The following is a 15,346-nucleotide window of genomic DNA, read 5'->3' on the forward strand; positions in this document are numbered from 1 at the left end:
CTCCTTACTGATTGCGTTGCCCACGCACCATTGCGCGACCGATTTCCGCGGCAATCTGGCTCTGGCTGCGGCGGAAACCCTGTATATCTGGCGTGGCGATGTTGACCGTCACATTGACGGGCCTTCCGCCCCCCGCGCTGCGCACACCAAGACGGCCATCGGCCCCGCGCGCCAGCGGCATGATCGCCTCCGGGCCGGCCTCTCCCATCAGACCTGCCGCCCCGCGCAGCGGAAAATAGGTCGCCTGGCTGATGACCCCGCCCCGCGCGAACGGAATCACGCGCCCCTGTGTAAAGGCTCCGCCCTTCCCGAACGGCATCGCGGCGTCGACCAATGCTTCGACCCCTCCCGCAACCAGCCCGCCAAGATGATTCTGCACAGGCCGCATCGCGGCGGAATAGGCAGCATTTGCAATGGACCGCCCCAGGTCCCGCAACGTATCCGAAAAGCGTGCTCCATCGAATACCAACCTGTCGAAGGCGCCCCGCAACCCCCGCCCGATGGCCCGCGACAGCCCGGATATATCGCCCTGCGCCATGGTCAGGCTCTCACGCATCGACACCAGTTCCGCATTGAACGCCGCCGCCACATCGCGGGAGCCGTCAAGCGTTTCCTCCAGCGCCGCAAGGGCGTCTTCCATGTCTTCCATGTCCTACTCCTCATGCTTGTCGGGGAACGTACGCGACAACTCCTCCAGCCGGGTGCGCCCCATGGGGGCCGTGCCATGCCCCACGCCCAGCATCAGCATCAGTTCCGCCGGGGTCAGCGCCCAGAACCGCGCGGGCGGCAAAGCCAGCCCACGCAACCCCGCCCGCATCAGCGCCGGCCAGTCAAAGCCCATCGCTCTGCTCCGGCACCGTGAATGCCAGCGCCAGCAACCGCGCCGCGACGCGCGCGGCCTCCATCGGGCCGCCGCCGATTTCCGCCCGGGCCAGATCCGATGCCGTCCCCAACCAGCCGCCGCCCCTAAGACCAGCCAGCAAGAGCGCCATGATGTCCCGTGTCGAAAACTGCCCGACCTCGAAACGTTCGATCAGCGCCACGAGGTTCCGGGCCTCCAGCGCCGCCTCAAGCTCCGCCAACGCGCCCAGCGTCAGCTTCAACACGCAGCGCCGGCCATCGACCACCAGCGCCACCTCTCCGGCCCACGGATTTGCCATCACAGCGCCGTAAAACTCAACGCCCCGGCCGACGCGAGCGACATTTCATAGGTCGCCTCACCGTTATGGGTGCCAGCATATTCGATGGCGCTCACCTGGAACGGCCCCTGCACGATACCGAAACCGGGGATGATCACCTGAAACTGCGGCGTTTCCCCATCGAAAAAGATCTGGCGCGCCCGCTCATCCGTATCCGCATCCCGGAACACGCCCGAGCCGGAGACCGAAGCCGATTTCACCCCCGCCCCGGCCAGCAGTTCGCGCCACCCGCCGGAAGAGTCGAGGCTTGTCACATCCACGGCCTCGGCATTGAACCCGATGCGCGTCGCCCGCAGCCCCGCAATGATCTGAAACTGACCATCACCGGTCAGATCAAGTTTGATCAGCAAATCCTTGCCGTTTTGTACCGTCATGTCAGTTCTCCGCTTTGATGATTCATTCTTCCGATACCCGTGCGCCAAAGCGCAGGTCGATCCGGCGCAGGCTGCCTTCCCGCCGGGCGATGGCGCGCTCGAACCGAAACGCCACCAGGTGCCCGCACTCCAGGATCAGTGCTGCCTCCAACAGCGCCTTTGAAACCGCTTCCGCCACCAGCTTGGCCCGCCGAAACCCCGCCGCATCGGACATCACCGATACGCTCAGCCGGTGCATCGCCCCGCGTCCCGTGGCATCGGACGCGTCGCGCACCTCTTCGGGACCAAGGGTCACATAAGTCCCCGGCACAGCCCCGGAAGGCGCGGCATCGAACACCGCCTCGCCGATCAACCCGGCAAGGGTGGGATTCGTACTCAGCCGGTTGTAAACCGCCTCCTGTAAAGCCGCCGAATGCGCATAGCTCATGCGGCCCCCTCCTCTTCGGCATGACAGGTCAGATAGCGGCCCTTTGCATCGGTTTCGGCCACGGCGAGAATACGGAACACCCGTACCCCCTCCCGCAACCGCTGCCCCGGCTCCGGGCGGGACGGCGCCCCCACCGGCGCTGCCCGCACGATGATCCGACAAGACACGCGGCTGATCGTCAGTTCCCCCGCCATGCGGCTGCCGCCGGCTTGAGGGATCAGTTCCGCCCAGAGATTTCCCAGAATTTCCCAAACCACTGCATATCCGCCCGCACCATCGGGCACCTGCCGCAAACGCTCCAGTGAAAAGCGGCGACTCAGAACGGGGGGGGTCATGGCATCCCTCCCAGAACACGTACCGTTCGCCAACGCTCGATCAGTGCCATGACACCGAAAGGCATGCCGCTATCGCCCAAGAGCGCCCCATGCCGATATTCATGATAATAGGCGGACAACAACATGACCGCCTGCGCCAGGTCCGGCGGGACCTCGCCCCACTCCGCACCGAACCCGGCCTCGAACCGCATCTCGGCGCGACCGCCAAGGGGGATATGTGGCAGCGCGCCGTGTACCGCCACCAACCGGGGGCGATGGCTGTCGGGGTCCAGCCGATAGGTTGCCGGATCAACCCGCTGCGTCTGCCCGGCCCGGTCGATCACCGTTACTGCGCCGATTGCACGAACAGGCGCCACCGGCAGCGGTTGGCGCCCCGCCTCGCGCCAGGCCATCAGTGTCCATGTATAATCCCGCGCCAAAAGCACCTTGCCACAGCGCCCCTCCACCGTTGCAATCGCCGCACGCAACAGCGCCTCCAGCAAGGTGTCCTGCGCAGCGTCATCGGCAAACCCGGTCCCCAGGCGCAGGTGATCCTTGAACTGGCGTACAGGCAGCACGGCGGCAGGCACGGTGGTCTGCTCGATCAGCATCATGCGTTTTCTCCAGTCATTTTGCGAAAAAGAGCGCGCCGGGATCCGGCCCGGACATCCGGGTGCCATCCCGGCCCGGCGCGCATCGACCGCCCGAGACGAGGGCGCCGCGCCGTTCAGGCAACCGAGAATTTCAACAGCTTGATCGCCGCGAAATCGCTGACATCGCCCCCCACACGCTTGGTCGCGTAGAACAACACGTGCGGCTTGGCCGAAAACGGGTCGCGCAGCAGACGCAGGTCCGGGCGCTCGGCGACAGTGTAACCGGCCGAAAAATCTCCAAAGCCAATCGCCACGGCACCGGGGGCAATGTCAGGCATGTCCTCCGCGATCAGCACCGGATACCCCATCAGGCGTGCGGGCTCCCCGGCGGCCAGACCGTCGGACCACAGGAAACGCCCATCCGCATCCTTCATTTTGCGCACCGCCCCGGCGGTTTTGGAATTCATCACGAAGGTCGCGCCCGCACGGTACTCCGCAGCCAACGCATAAACCAGATCCAGGATTGCGTCGGCCGGCGCGGTTTCGTCGAAATCGCCGTCGGTGCCGGTGGCGATATAGCCCAGCTTGCCCCACTTCCACTCATGTTCCGGCACATGGGGATGGTTCAAAAGGCCCCTGGGCTTGTCCACGCCGTCGCCATGGAGAAAGGCCGCAGCCTCGGCGCGTACGAATTTATCGGCAATGCGCGCCGCCAGCCAGCCTTCGATATCGAAGGCGCTGTCATCCAGCAGGCGCTGGCTGGCTTTGGGCATCGCTGAAAGCTCATGCAGCGGGATGGTCACGCGTTCGATCTGGGGCGTGTCGGTCTCGACCTGCTGCGCGGTTTCGCTGGCCCATCCAGAGCCGATATCGGAATGATCCACCAACACGTCGTAGGAACTGGCCTCAACCGTCACCACCTGCGCGATCGACCGGATCGAGGCAGAGGATCTGAGCACCCCCTTGATCGTCTCGGCAGTTTGCGGATCCACCAGATAGCCCCCGTCACCCGCCACGGCGGCGCTCATGCCTTTGGTCTCGGCCGGCAGATCGCGCAGCCCGCCATCATCGCCCGAACGCAGATAAGCGGCAAAAGCCTTCTGGTGCGGTGCATCGAAATCGGCGGTACGGGACAGGGCGGGACGCCCGGAAATGGTCTTGCGGTCAAGCATGGTCAGCTTCTCTTCCTGCTCCTGAAGTTTTTGTTGAATTTTTCCCTGAAAGATTTTGAAATCGCTTAGAAAGCCGCTCAGGGCATGTTTAGCCTCGACCGCCGGAGACCCGGTGGCACAAAACCCGGTTTCGCTCATTTGGTTTGTCCTCTTCGAAAACGGCCGTACCTCAGGCGTCGGCCAATCCACGGCGGGCCCCGTTCAGGGTCTTCGCCAGTTCGCGCAGAGCCGCCTCGGCCTCACCGACCCTGGCGGAAACCCGCGCCTGCGGCAGCATCGGGAACGTCACCAGCGACACTTCCCAAAGCTCCAAATCTTCCAGTACCCGGCGGCCGGCCCCGTCGCGCCCCGCCTTTCGCGTGCGATAGCCGATCGACAGCCCGTCAATCGCCCCCGCCGCAATCAGCGCCGCCGCTTCACGCCCGCGGGCAACGTCGTTTAGCAGGCGGCCCTTGACGTAGAGCCCGTGCCCGTCCTCGCGCAGTTCATTCCACACGCCTATGGGTTGGGCCGGATCATGCTGCCAAAGCATCTTTACCCGCCGCCCGGTCCGCGCCATTGCGGCCAAAGATTTCACGTACGCACCGGGCTGAACCACATCGCCCCCCTGATCCGCCACGCCGAAAAGCGAGGCATAGCCTTCGATCACCGCGCCCTCCCCAACGGTCAAGGGCGCCTCAGGCTGGCAAAACTTGTGCTCCAACCCGGTTTCCATTGCCTTCATACTTTCCCCTTCTACTGCATCGCGGCCAGAATCTGGGCCGCCCCCTCGGCCAGCACCACGCCGACCACACCATAAACCGCCAGCCACAGGCGGCGGTCCAACTGCTCCAGACCGGCCTCAATCCGCCCCAGCCGGTAGTCGAGCGCCGCCCAGCGTTCCTGTGCGACACGCTCATTCGCGTCGATTCGGGCGTGGGCGGCCTCGAATGGGGCGTAGAGGAACCGTGATCCCGACCTCTCCGCCTGTGCGCTCATGCCGACCCCGCCCGGCGCGGCAACCCCAGTAGGGCGCGCTTTTCATCCTCGGTCAGGAAATCCGCCCCCGCGATACGCCGCCACTGTGCTTCACGCTCAACGGCCAGCGCGGGCACCTGGTCAAGATCCGGCCGCAACACCACCTGTCCCCCCGCATGCCGGGCCAGAAACTCCGACAACGCGCCCATCACCTTCGTCGCCAGAGGCAATACCGTCAGGCGATAAAACGCCCGGTTGGCCTCCTGGTAATTGGCGTAGGTTGCCTCCCCCGGAATACCCAGCAGCATCGGCGGCACACCGAAGGCCACGGCAATCTCGCGCGCGGCGGCCTCCTTGGTTTTCTGGAATTCCATGTCAGAAGGCGAAAAGCCCATCGGTTTCCAGTCCAACCCGCCTTCCAGAAGCATCGGCCGCCCCGCATTGACCGCCCCCTGATGATAAGACGCCATCTCGTCCTGCAAGCGGAGATACTGCTCCTCGGTCATGGTGCCCTGCCCGTCGGCACCACGGTAAACGATCGCCCCCGATGGCCGCGCCGCATTATCCAGAAGCGCCTTCGACCAGCGCGAAGCCGCATTGTGGACATCCACCGCAGTGGCCGCCGCCCGAAGCGGCGAAAGGCCGTAATGGTCATCTTGCGGATGAAAGTTCCTGATATGGCAGATCGACGGCACCGCGCCTGCCATATCGAACCGATGCTTGCTCGCCCCCACGGTGTAGTCATAGGCCACCGGCCAGCCATCGGCGCCGGGCACGACCTGCATCCGATCCGAGCGCAGCACATGCAGTTCCAGCGGCAGCCCCTGCCCCACGCCAACGGCCTCCAGATACGCATTGCCCGAGAGCAACAACTGACCGTAAAGCGCCTCCAGCATCTCGGCCCGCCCCTGGGCCGGGTTGGGCCGCTCCACCAACCCCAGAACCGGGTGCGTCTCATAGCGCCGCCTGGAATCCTGTAACAGAAGCGGCAGGGCGGCGGCGGCCTCCGCAATCATCTTGACCGCCCGAAACCCTACCGGATTACCGGTAAAACCGCTGCGCGTCAGCGACACCGTATCGCGCGGGGACCACGCCATGCGCCCCGCGCCGGCCCACGCAATGACCGGGCCGACGGCGCTTGCCTTGGCCTCGGGCGCGGCCCGCTTCAGGAAATTCAGTTTCATGATCTCTCCTTGTCTCTGTCCCGACACGAAAAAACCGCCCGGTGGGCGGTCTGTGCAGGAAGTTTCAGGTCTTACAGGCTGCGCACCCTTGGCCGCCGCCACCGGGCCGCCGGGGCAATCATCAGGTCATGGATCGCCCAGACAAGCGCATCCACCCGGTCCGGACTGCCGCGTCCTTCATAGCCGCGGGCAGTCATACGGCACATCTGATCCTCAAGCGCGGCCAGCCCGCGCAGATGGTACACCCGTCCCTGTTCATAAAGCGCCGCCACAGGCTCCGCCCGCACCACCTTCCCCCGCGAAGCCCGCACAGCACGGAACGAAACCAGCGGATCCACCTGCCGTACGACGCTTTCCACAAGATCCCCGCCCTGGTTCACCTCGGCCACCAACCGATCAGCCCCATGGCGCTTCGTTGCGTCTATGGCGGCTTCCGCCCACCGGACCGGGGCGACGCCCTGAAGCGATGCGTCCTCCAGCACATAGGCGCGCCAGTCTTTCGGTTCGCCTTTTGTCACCGCCCCGACCACAACGATACCACACGCATCAGAACCCTTGTGCCCGCTGACCGGCGGGTCCACCGCCACGACGACACGGTCCAGTAGCGGAACGTCCCGCACTCGCAATTTCTCCAGCCCCGCCAGCCGCCACAGCGCACCCTCCGCCTCCTCCAGAAGCACGCCGTCCAACTCCTGCCGTCCCAGGCGCGTCCCGGCATAACGGGCCCGCACTTCCTCAAGAAACGAATCCGCGAGGTTCGCGCGATTTGCCTCGGTCGGGGCGTGAGTCACCACCGTGGACGGATTGGCCAGAAGAGACCGCAATACCCCGACATTGCGGGGCGTTGTGGTTATACACTGGCGCGGCGCGGGGCCAAGGCGCAGACCGAACTGAAGCATGTCCCAGGTTTCCTCCGCCCGCTTCCATTTTGCCAGTTCATCCGCCCAGGCCGCATCAAACTGGGGTCCGCGCAGACTTTCCGGATCATGGGCGGAAAAAACCTGCGCCACTGCCCCGTTCGGCCAGACCAGCCGCTTGCGCGTTGCCTCCCATTTCGGACGGCGGTCCGGAGGCGAACAGGCCAGAAGCCCGCTCTCACCAAACACCATGACCTCACGCACCTGGTCGACGGTTTCGCCCACCAGTGCCACACGACGCGCCCGGCCCATGTCCAGCGGACGCGCGCCTTCTACCTGCGCGCGCACCCATTCGGCCCCGGCACGGGTCTTGCCCGCCCCGCGCCCCCCCATGACCACCCAGCTTCGCCATGCGCCTTCGGGCGGCATCTGGTGGGGCAAAGCCCAAAACTCGAACAAATAGGGCAGCGACAGCAACGCACCCTCACTCAGGCTCTCCAGAAATGCCGCCCGGATCCCGGACGGCGCGCACGCGATCCAGTCTGCGCCCGATTTCAGCACGGGCCTCATCAAGGTCGAGCGCATAATCATGGGCGATTCCGGTTTCCGATCTGAGACGCTTTTCAACTCGAACCCTTTCGTCGAATGCGGTCTGGGCCGCTTTTCCAAGATCGCTCAGGGCGCCTTTCAGTTCCCGCGCGCGGTCTGACCGGCCCGCCTGAACGTCTGCGATGATGTCGTGAAGGGCGCGAATGGTGCGCCTGTAATGCTCCTCGGCCTCCTCAAGCACAGCCTGAGCAGCCATATCCCCCCCCGGGGCAGCCAGTATTGTCATTGATAATGCCCACTCTTGCGGTGAAAGCCGGACAAAACAAAAGCGGCGCCGGACTTCCCCGTGCCGCTTACCTACTTTTCTCAGCTTGACACAACTTATACCCTGAAGCGTTCGCGAAGTCAAGAGCTATCTTTATGGTTGCAGGCTTCAGTTTGCGTTACGGTCGGCCTCTATCTGACGCCAGCGGCGGACATTGGCGTTATGTTCATCAAGCGTTTTGGCAAAAACATGCCCGCCCGTCCCATCGGCAACAAAGAACAGAAAGTCCGTGTCCTCAGGGTTCAGCGCAGCCGCGACAGAGGCGCCGCCCGGGTTGGCGATCGGCGTTGGGGGAAGCCCTTCAATGACATAGGTGTTCCAGGGGGTGGCGCGCCGCAACTCGCTCTGGCGCAGGCCGCGCCCCAGGGCGCCCTGCCCCTTGGTGATGCCGTAGATCACCGTCGGATCGGTCTGCAACCGCATCCCCTGCCGCAGCCGGTTGACAAAAACACTCGCAACCCTGCGCCGCTCTTCGGGGATCCCGGTTTCCTTCTCAATGATCGAGGCCAGTACCAACGCCTCCTCAGGCGTCTTCAGCGGCAGCCCCTCGGCCCGCGCCGCCCATGCCTTCTCAAGAACCGTTACCTGCCGGGCCTGCATTTCGTCCAGCAACGCCGCGCGGCCGACCCCCGGCCTGACTTCATAGCTGTCGGGGGCCAACCCCCCCTCGTCAGGCACCTGTTCAACCTCACCCTCCAGAAAAGCGGCGGCCTTCAGCTCCTCGACCACCTGCCAGCTTGTCACCCCCTCGGCCAACGTTACCCGAAAACGGGTATCCGGACTGGCGGCGATATCCTCATAAGCCCCGGGCACCTCCCCCGACGGATCGAAAGCAATAACCTCCCGGTACTGGCCTGTGGCGGGGTCGATTTCACGCACCTGCACCTCGGCATTGAGAACGCCAATCCGAAAATTCACCTCCGTCCCGCAGGTCGAACGCCCGTCACGGGTGACGATCTCTGCGATTTCCGCCATCGACGCCCCTGCCGGAACAAGAAAGCTGCCGGCCTTCAGCCTGGCGGAAATCCCGGCATATTCCGTACCGAGCCGGTAGATATGGGCACTCCTGACCGCGCCCTGGGCCTCAAGCTGACGCGACAGACGATTCATGCTCGCCCCGCGTTCCACTTTCAGGCAGATCGGGGCCTCCAGCGGCCCCGGCCCGTTATATTGCCGTTTTCCCCACAGCACGACGCCCGCAATGCAAAACAGAACAACCACGAGCACCGTCAGCGCGGTGGAGGCAACGGCGCGCCACATCAGTCCGCCACCCGGCGCATGACAAGCGATGCGTTGGTTCCGCCAAACCCGAAAGAGTTCGACAGAACAATATCGATCTTGCGCCTGACAGGGGCCTTGGCGGCCAGGTCCAGCCGTGCCCAGTCCGGCGGGGTGTCAAGGTTCAGCGTCGCCGGGGCCACCTGATCGCGCAGGGCGAGGATGCAGAAGATCGCCTCCACAGCGCCGGCCGCGCCCAGCAGATGCCCGACCGAGGACTTGGTGGAGGACATCGTCGCCGTCTTCACCGCATCGCCCAGCAGACGCTCGACCGCCCCAAGCTCAACCGTGTCGGCCATGGTAGAGGTGCCGTGGGCGTTGATGTAATCCACGTCCGCAGGCGTCAGCCCAGCATTTTTCAGCGCCGCGCTCATGGAGCGGAACCCACCGTCTCCATCCTCTGCGGGGGCGGTGATGTGATAGGCATCGCCTGAAAGGCCATACCCCACGACCTCTGCATATATCTTCGCTCCGCGTGCCCGGGCGTGGTCGTATTCCTCAAGAATGACAACCCCCGCACCTTCCCCCATGACAAAGCCGTCGCGGTCTTCATCCCAGGGACGGCTGGCCGATTGCGGGTCGTCCCCACGCCTGGTCGACAGCGCCTTGCAAGCGTTGAACCCGGCGACGCCAATTTCACAAAGCGGGCTTTCCGCCCCCCCCGCAACCATCACATCCGCATCGCCCAGGGCGATCAGCCGTGCGGCATCGCCTATGGCATGGGCCCCGGTTGAACACGCGGTCACAACCGCGTGGTTCGGCCCCTTGAACCCGAAACGGATCGACACCTGCCCGGAAACGAGATTGATCAGCGCACCGGGAATGAAAAACGGAGAGACCCGGCGCGGGCCACGCTCCTTCAGAACCACGGCGGTCTCGGCGATGGACTGCAACCCCCCGATGCCGGAACCGATCATCACGCCGGTGCGTTCACGGCCTTCATCGTCTTGCGGTTCCCAACCGGAATCCTTCACCGCCTGGGTTGCGGCCGCCATGCCGTAAAGGATGAAATCGTCGACCTTCCGCCGCTCTTTCGCGTCCATCCAGTCATCGGGGTTGAAGCTCCCCCCGCGCCCGTCCCCAAACGGGATCTCCGCGGCATAGGTCGTTGCCAGCCGGGAGGCATCGAACCGGGTAATCGGACCGATCCCCGACTGCCCGTCCAGAAGACGTTTCCAGGTTTCCTCCACACCGCAGGCCAGGGGGGACACCATGCCCAACCCGGTCACAACCACTCGACGCATCAGATACTCCTCACTGCCTCGCCCGAATTTGGCCCGTGATAGATACAGCGGTTTTTGCAATCGGAGCAAGGGCGGCGCTTCGGCGCGGGCGGAATCGTTCCGCTCCGGGATCGCGCTATTGCCATTGATCAGGGGATTTTTAGCTGTAAATAAAAATATATTCTAAAGTCATCTTTTATATGAAAGGCCCCATCGTGACTGACAAGAAATCCGTTTCAAGAGAACTCCCCGTGCCTTCGGGGCGGCTGACACGTCTGGCCCGGTTCGGCGGGCTGGCTTCGGGCATTGCCGGACGGGCGGCGATTCAGGGCGCGCGCAACATCGCCCAGGGCAAACGCCCCGCCGCGAAGGAACTGCTGCTAACCCCCGCGAACGCGCGCCGGATGGCTGAGCAACTGGCCCAGATGCGCGGCGCCGCAATGAAGGTCGGTCAGCTCATTTCCATGGATGCGGGCGATATGCTTCCCCCCGAACTGGCCGATATCATGGGCCGCCTGCGCGCGGACGCCCATTACATGCCGGGCGGTCAGCTGAAGAAAGTCCTGAACGCGAACTGGGGGGAAAACTGGCTGAAACGTTTCGAAAAATTCAATGCCCGCCCCATCGCCGCGGCCTCGATCGGGCAGGTGCACCGGGCACGAACGAAAGACGGGCACGACCTTGCCATAAAGGTGCAGTATCCGGGCGTACGCAAAAGTATCGACAGTGACGTGAATAACGTCGCCTCGCTGATGCGCCTGTCCGGGGCGCTGCCCAAATCGCTGGACATCGCCCCAATGCTGGATGAGGCCAAACGCCAGCTCCATGAAGAGGCCGACTACGAACGAGAAAGCCGCTATCTTACCCGCTTCGCCACGCTGCTGCGCGACGACCCATCCCTTGCCGTCCCCGACCTGCACGAAAACCTGACCACAACCGATGTCCTGGCCATGACCTATCTTGACGGCATGCCGGTGGACAGCCTCACCTCTGCCCCCCAGCAAGAGCGCGACCGGGTTACCGAACTTCTGATCGACCTTCTCTTCCGGGAGTTGTTCGAGTTTCGCCTGATGCAAACCGACCCGAACTTCGCCAACTACCGCTATGACCCGCATACCGGCCGCATCATCTTGCTTGATTTCGGCGCCTCGCGCGAATTTACTCCGCAAACCGTGACCGCCTTCCGCCGGCTGATGGCCGCCGGGCTAGCCCGCGACCGCGCCGCCATTCGCAATGCCATTGTGGATATCGGCTTCTTCGATGAGCACACGAAAAACCACAATCAGGAGGCGATTATAGATATGTTCGAGCTGTCGATGACCCCCCTTCACCGCCCTGGAAAATTCGATTTCGCCGAGACGGACATCGCCCTGCGCATGCGCGACGCAGCCATGAAGCTGGGCGCAGACCGGGATTTCTGGCACATCCCACCGATGGAAACCCTGTTCATGCAGCGCAAGTTCGGCGGGATCTACCTTCTGGCAACGCGGCTGAAAGCCCGCGTTGACTTGCGAGCACTTCTGGAAAAAAACCTCACCCACGCATGGACTGCCCGCTGATACTAACCTAGAATGATTTTGGTAACTTTGACTTGGATCTGCTGACGGATCTCAGGGAATAGAAGATGCCAACGTATTCTATAATTGGATACAATACGACCGCCCTGACCATTACCGGGGGCAGCATTTCGCTTTCTACCAGCTACAACCCTGCCACGGACAGGCGTATCTTCGATATCGACGACGGCGCCGGCGGCAGGATTATCGGCGGTCGCCCCGATTTTGGATTACGCCTCGACGGGGACCGTTACCGGGACGAAACCGGCGATGATTTTACCCAGACCGGCGTTGTCACCAGCCTGGACGGAACCACAACCTATGCCAGCGGCAACCTCTATGCCGAGAGCGTCTATTTCCTGTCAAAGCCCGGTGGCGGGACTATATCGGTCTACCTCATAGAGGTTGACGGGGTTTTTGTCGGCTACCTGACAAGCGAACCCCTGCAAGCCGGGGTCACCTATGCCTTCACGCTTAGCAATGTCGACCCGTCAAATGCGCCCTTATACGACTCTCTCAACAAGATCCCCTGTTTTGTTGAGGGCACTGCGATCCTCACTCCGGACGGGGAAAAACGGATCGAAACCCTGAAAAGCGGGGATACCGTCCTCAGCAACCGGGGGGAGCCGCTCTGCCTGCGCTGGATCGGCGGGCGCACCGTGTATTTCAATCGCGAAATGGCCGATCTGCGGCCGATCCGCTTCCAGGCCCATGCGCTTGGCCCCTGCTTGCCGGTACGCGATACGCGTGTCTCCCCCAATCACCGGATGCTGGTGCGCTCCCCCGTGGCGCAACTGCTTTTCGGGCACGCGGAAACGTTGATCCCGGCGAAATTCCTGACCAGCCTGCCTGGCGTTTACCAGGAAAGCTCCCTGCTGCCGAAAGTGACCTACTGGCACATGCTGTTCGACGGGCACCGGATCGTGGTGGCGGACGGGGTGGAAAGCGAAAGCCTCTTTCCCGGCGATCTGGCGCTGCAAGGACTCGCCTGTGAAACGCGCGACGAAATCCTGACCCTGTTCCCGGAACTGGGCAATCTTGCGCCGGTACGGCATTTCAAAAGCACCGCGCATCAGGTTCTGACCCGGTCCGAGGCCGAACTGCTGGTCCGACAACTGTGCCAAACCCTTGCGTTCAAGAAAGCGGCATGAAAAACGGCGCCCAAAAGGGCGCCGTTTTTAAATTCTTACGATCAGGCTCAGGCTGCGTCGGTGATAAACTTGACCGCATCGCCGAAGGTCTGGATGGTTTCAGCGGCATCATCCGGAATCTCGATACCGAACTCTTCCTCGAACGCCATGACCAGTTCCACGGTGTCCAGGCTGTCCGCACCCAGATCATCGATGAAGGACGCGTTCTCGGAAACCTTGTCCTCTTCCACGCCCAGATGCTCGACAACGATCTTCTTTACGCGATCAGCGATGTCGCTCATGTTACTTCCTCACATATCCTCGGGGTCCGTGCCCGTTTCTTGCTGTTGGCCCTTCGGGCCGCTCCAAGCCCGCAGATCGCGGGGTATTTCCAAGCGCGGGAGTAACCCCGGCAGATTCTGCGCCGCTAATAGCATATCGTTCCCACAAGGCAAACGCTTTACGTTCATATGCGACAGAGGCGCGGTTTGAACTACAGCATCGCCATCCCACCGTTGACGTGCACTGTTTCCCCGGTGACATAGGCGGCCTCGGCGCTGGCCAGGTACACCACGGCTGCGGCGATTTCCTCGGCCTGCCCCATGCGGCCCATCGGCACCGATGTCAGCAGAGCGGCCTTCTGATCGTCGTTCAGCTTGTCGGTCATGGCAGTGGTGATAAAACCGGGCGCCACGCAGTTCACGGTGATTCCCCGGCTGGCGACTTCGGCGGCCAGGCTTTTCGACAGCCCCACCAGCCCGGCCTTGGCGGCGGCATAATTGCACTGCCCCGGATTGCCCCTCGTCCCGACGATGGAGCTGATATTCACGATCCGCCCCCAGCGCGCCTTCATCATGCCGCGCAGAACCCCCCGGCACAGGCGCATCTGGGCGGTCAGGTTGATGTCAAGAACATCCTGCCAATCAGCATCCGCCATGCGCATCAGCAGCCCGTCGCGGGTGATCCCGGCGTTATTCACCAGAATATCCAGGCGGCCCATCGCTGCAATGGCAGCTTTGGGCAGGGCCTCGACGGCATCCTTGTCGGACAGGTCGCAAGGCAACACGTGGGCACGCTCACCCAGATCGGCGGCCAGCGCCTCCAGAGGGCCGGTCCGGGTGCCCGAAAGCCCCACAACAGCACCCTGCCCATGAAGCGCGCGCGCGATCGCCCCGCCAATTCCCCCCGAAGCGCCGGTAACCAGCGCGGTTTTTCCATTCAGGTCAAACATTTGCTTCCTTCACTTGGTGCTTTCGACGGCAGTTGTGACATCCTCCGGCGTCCCGACGCTACGGGTCGCGGCAGAACGCTCGATCCGGCGGATCATCCCGGAAAGCGCCTTTCCCGCACCGATCTCCCAGAACTCGTCAACGCCCTGCGCGGACATCCAGGCAACGGACTCGCGCCAGCGGACAGCGCCGGTGACCTGCTCCACAAGAAGGCTGCGGATGCGCGCCGGGTCGGTGTTGGCCTCGGCCAGCACATTCGCCACGACCGGCACGCGGGGGGCGGCGATCCCGACCCCTTCCAGCGCCCCGGCCATCGCCTCCGCCGCCGGCGCCATCAGAACACAGTGGAACGGCGCGGATACCGGCAGCAGCACCGCACGCCTGGCCCCGGCCTCCTTGGCCAGTTCCACGGCACGCTCCACGGCGGCCTTGTGCCCGGACACGACCACCTGCCCCGGATCATTGTCATTGGCGGCCTGGCAGACCTGCCCGGTGACCTTTGCGGCGGCCTGCGCCACGGCCTGCGCCCCGGCCACGTCCAGCCCCAGCAGCGCCGCCATTGCGCCCTCCCCAACCGGCACGGCCTGTTGCATCGCCAACCCGCGCAGCCGCAATAGCCGTGCCGTGTCAGCCACGGACAGCGCCCCGGCGGCGCACAGGGCCGAGTATTCGCCCAGCGAATGCCCCGCCACGAAAGACGCCGCCTCAACCCCCAACCCCTCGGCCTCCAGGGCCGCCATCGCCGCCAGGGATGTCGCCATCAGCGCGGGCTGGGCATTCTGCGTCAGGGTCAGATCTTCGGCCTGCCCTTCCCAGATCAGCGCGCTGAGCTTTTCGCCCAGGGCCTCATCCACCTCGTCAAACACGTGTTGCGCGGCCGGGTAGGCCTGCGCCAGCGCCTTTCCCATGCCGATGGTCTGCGCCCCCTGGCCGGGGAATACGAATGCTCGGGTCATGGTGCCCCCTTTGGTCAAATTTG

At 63.8% G+C, this 15,346-nt stretch carries 20 protein-coding genes; 2 read left to right on the top strand and 18 right to left on the bottom strand.

All coding sequences use genetic code 11. From position 1 onward, the window contains the following. Positions 1-4: 4 nt before the first annotated feature. The 15 genes from C8N32_RS02005 to fabF all read right to left on the bottom strand — a co-directional run bounded on the left by C8N32_RS02005 (position 5) and on the right by fabF (position 10,473). Complete coding sequence (locus tag C8N32_RS02005; RefSeq protein ID WP_107890808.1) at positions 5-649, bottom strand: phage tail tape measure protein; 645 nt, start codon at positions 647-649, stop codon at positions 5-7. Positions 650-652: 3 nt separating this feature from the next. Then, positions 653-841 (bottom strand): rcc01693 family protein, encoded by a 189-nt coding sequence (locus C8N32_RS02010; protein ID WP_107890809.1) that lies wholly within the window; start codon positions 839-841, stop codon positions 653-655. Continuing rightward, entirely contained in the window at positions 831-1,160 is a 330-nt protein-coding gene (locus C8N32_RS02015; protein WP_107890810.1) for a GTA-gp10 family protein, read from the bottom strand. The genes C8N32_RS02010 and C8N32_RS02015 overlap by 11 nt, the downstream gene beginning before the upstream one ends. Continuing rightward, on the bottom strand, positions 1,160-1,573 hold the full coding sequence (locus C8N32_RS02020; protein ID WP_107890811.1) for a phage major tail protein, TP901-1 family: 414 nt from the start codon (positions 1,571-1,573) through the stop codon (positions 1,160-1,162). Before C8N32_RS02020 ends, C8N32_RS02015 begins: the two co-directional genes overlap by 1 nt. 22 nt (positions 1,574-1,595) lie before the next feature. After that, on the bottom strand, positions 1,596-2,000 hold the full coding sequence (locus C8N32_RS02025) for a DUF3168 domain-containing protein (protein ID WP_107890812.1): 405 nt from the start codon (positions 1,998-2,000) through the stop codon (positions 1,596-1,598). Continuing rightward, positions 1,997-2,335 (bottom strand): head-tail adaptor protein, encoded by a 339-nt coding sequence (locus C8N32_RS02030; RefSeq protein ID WP_107890813.1) that lies wholly within the window; start codon positions 2,333-2,335, stop codon positions 1,997-1,999. Before C8N32_RS02030 ends, C8N32_RS02025 begins: the two co-directional genes overlap by 4 nt. Beyond that, positions 2,332-2,928 carry a head-tail connector protein gene (locus C8N32_RS02035; protein WP_107890814.1) on the bottom strand — a complete coding sequence of 199 codons (597 nt, stop codon included), beginning with the start codon at positions 2,926-2,928 and terminating at the stop codon, positions 2,332-2,334. Before C8N32_RS02035 ends, C8N32_RS02030 begins: the two co-directional genes overlap by 4 nt. Positions 2,929-3,041: 113 nt before the next feature. Next, positions 3,042-4,217: a phage major capsid protein gene (locus C8N32_RS02040; RefSeq protein WP_107890815.1), complete on the bottom strand. Its 1,176-nt coding sequence runs from the start codon at positions 4,215-4,217 to the stop codon at positions 3,042-3,044. Positions 4,218-4,248: 31 nt separating this feature from the next. Beyond that, positions 4,249-4,803 carry an HK97 family phage prohead protease gene (locus C8N32_RS02045; RefSeq protein ID WP_420853809.1) on the bottom strand — a complete coding sequence of 185 codons (555 nt, stop codon included), beginning with the start codon at positions 4,801-4,803 and terminating at the stop codon, positions 4,249-4,251. Positions 4,804-4,814: 11 nt separating this feature from the next. Then, a complete protein-coding gene (locus C8N32_RS02050; protein WP_107890816.1) occupies positions 4,815-5,057 on the bottom strand; it encodes a GTA head formation protein, RCAP_rcc01685 family in 243 nt (80 codons plus the stop codon). After that, positions 5,054-6,220, bottom strand: coding sequence for a phage portal protein (locus C8N32_RS02055; protein WP_107890817.1), 1,167 nt, complete (start codon positions 6,218-6,220; stop codon positions 5,054-5,056). The genes C8N32_RS02050 and C8N32_RS02055 overlap by 4 nt, the downstream gene beginning before the upstream one ends. 71 nt (positions 6,221-6,291) lie before the next feature. Next, positions 6,292-7,668, bottom strand: coding sequence for a DNA-packaging protein (locus C8N32_RS02060; protein ID WP_244905887.1), 1,377 nt, complete (start codon positions 7,666-7,668; stop codon positions 6,292-6,294). After that, positions 7,562-7,882, bottom strand: a complete 321-nt coding sequence (locus tag C8N32_RS14900; RefSeq protein WP_170106711.1) for a hypothetical protein — start codon at positions 7,880-7,882, stop codon at positions 7,562-7,564. Before C8N32_RS14900 ends, C8N32_RS02060 begins: the two co-directional genes overlap by 107 nt. Positions 7,883-8,059: 177 nt before the next feature. Next, positions 8,060-9,211, bottom strand: coding sequence for an endolytic transglycosylase MltG (gene mltG / locus C8N32_RS02065; protein ID WP_107890818.1), 1,152 nt, complete (start codon positions 9,209-9,211; stop codon positions 8,060-8,062). Continuing rightward, a complete protein-coding gene (fabF, locus tag C8N32_RS02070) occupies positions 9,211-10,473 on the bottom strand; it encodes a beta-ketoacyl-ACP synthase II (protein ID WP_107890819.1) in 1,263 nt (420 codons plus the stop codon). Before fabF ends, mltG begins: the two co-directional genes overlap by 1 nt. 179 nt (positions 10,474-10,652) lie before the next feature. Between fabF and C8N32_RS02075 the strand changes: the two genes are divergently transcribed. Further along, a complete protein-coding gene (locus C8N32_RS02075; protein ID WP_107890820.1) occupies positions 10,653-12,011 on the top strand; it encodes an ABC1 kinase family protein in 1,359 nt (452 codons plus the stop codon). Between the two features lie 65 nt (positions 12,012-12,076). Then, positions 12,077-13,159, top strand: a complete 1,083-nt coding sequence (locus C8N32_RS02080; RefSeq protein WP_107890821.1) for a Hint domain-containing protein — start codon at positions 12,077-12,079, stop codon at positions 13,157-13,159. A gap of 47 nt (positions 13,160-13,206) precedes the next feature. Here the strand turns inward: C8N32_RS02080 and C8N32_RS02085 are convergent, their stop codons facing one another. From C8N32_RS02085 to fabD, 3 genes are all read right to left on the bottom strand, one after another. Further along, positions 13,207-13,440 (bottom strand): acyl carrier protein, encoded by a 234-nt coding sequence (locus C8N32_RS02085; protein ID WP_107890822.1) that lies wholly within the window; start codon positions 13,438-13,440, stop codon positions 13,207-13,209. 191 nt (positions 13,441-13,631) lie between these two features. Further along, positions 13,632-14,369, bottom strand: a complete 738-nt coding sequence (gene fabG, locus C8N32_RS02090; protein WP_107890823.1) for a 3-oxoacyl-[acyl-carrier-protein] reductase — start codon at positions 14,367-14,369, stop codon at positions 13,632-13,634. A 9-nt stretch (positions 14,370-14,378) separates the two neighbouring features. Beyond that, the gene (gene fabD, locus C8N32_RS02095; protein WP_107890824.1) at positions 14,379-15,323 is read right to left on the bottom strand and encodes an ACP S-malonyltransferase; all 945 of its coding nucleotides are present in this window, start codon (positions 15,321-15,323) and stop codon (positions 14,379-14,381) included. Positions 15,324-15,346 lie beyond the last annotated feature (23 nt).

Origin of the sequence: Rhodovulum imhoffii (assembly GCF_003046545.1) — a bacterium.
In the GTDB taxonomy this organism is placed as follows: domain Bacteria; phylum Pseudomonadota; class Alphaproteobacteria; order Rhodobacterales; family Rhodobacteraceae; genus Rhodovulum; species Rhodovulum imhoffii.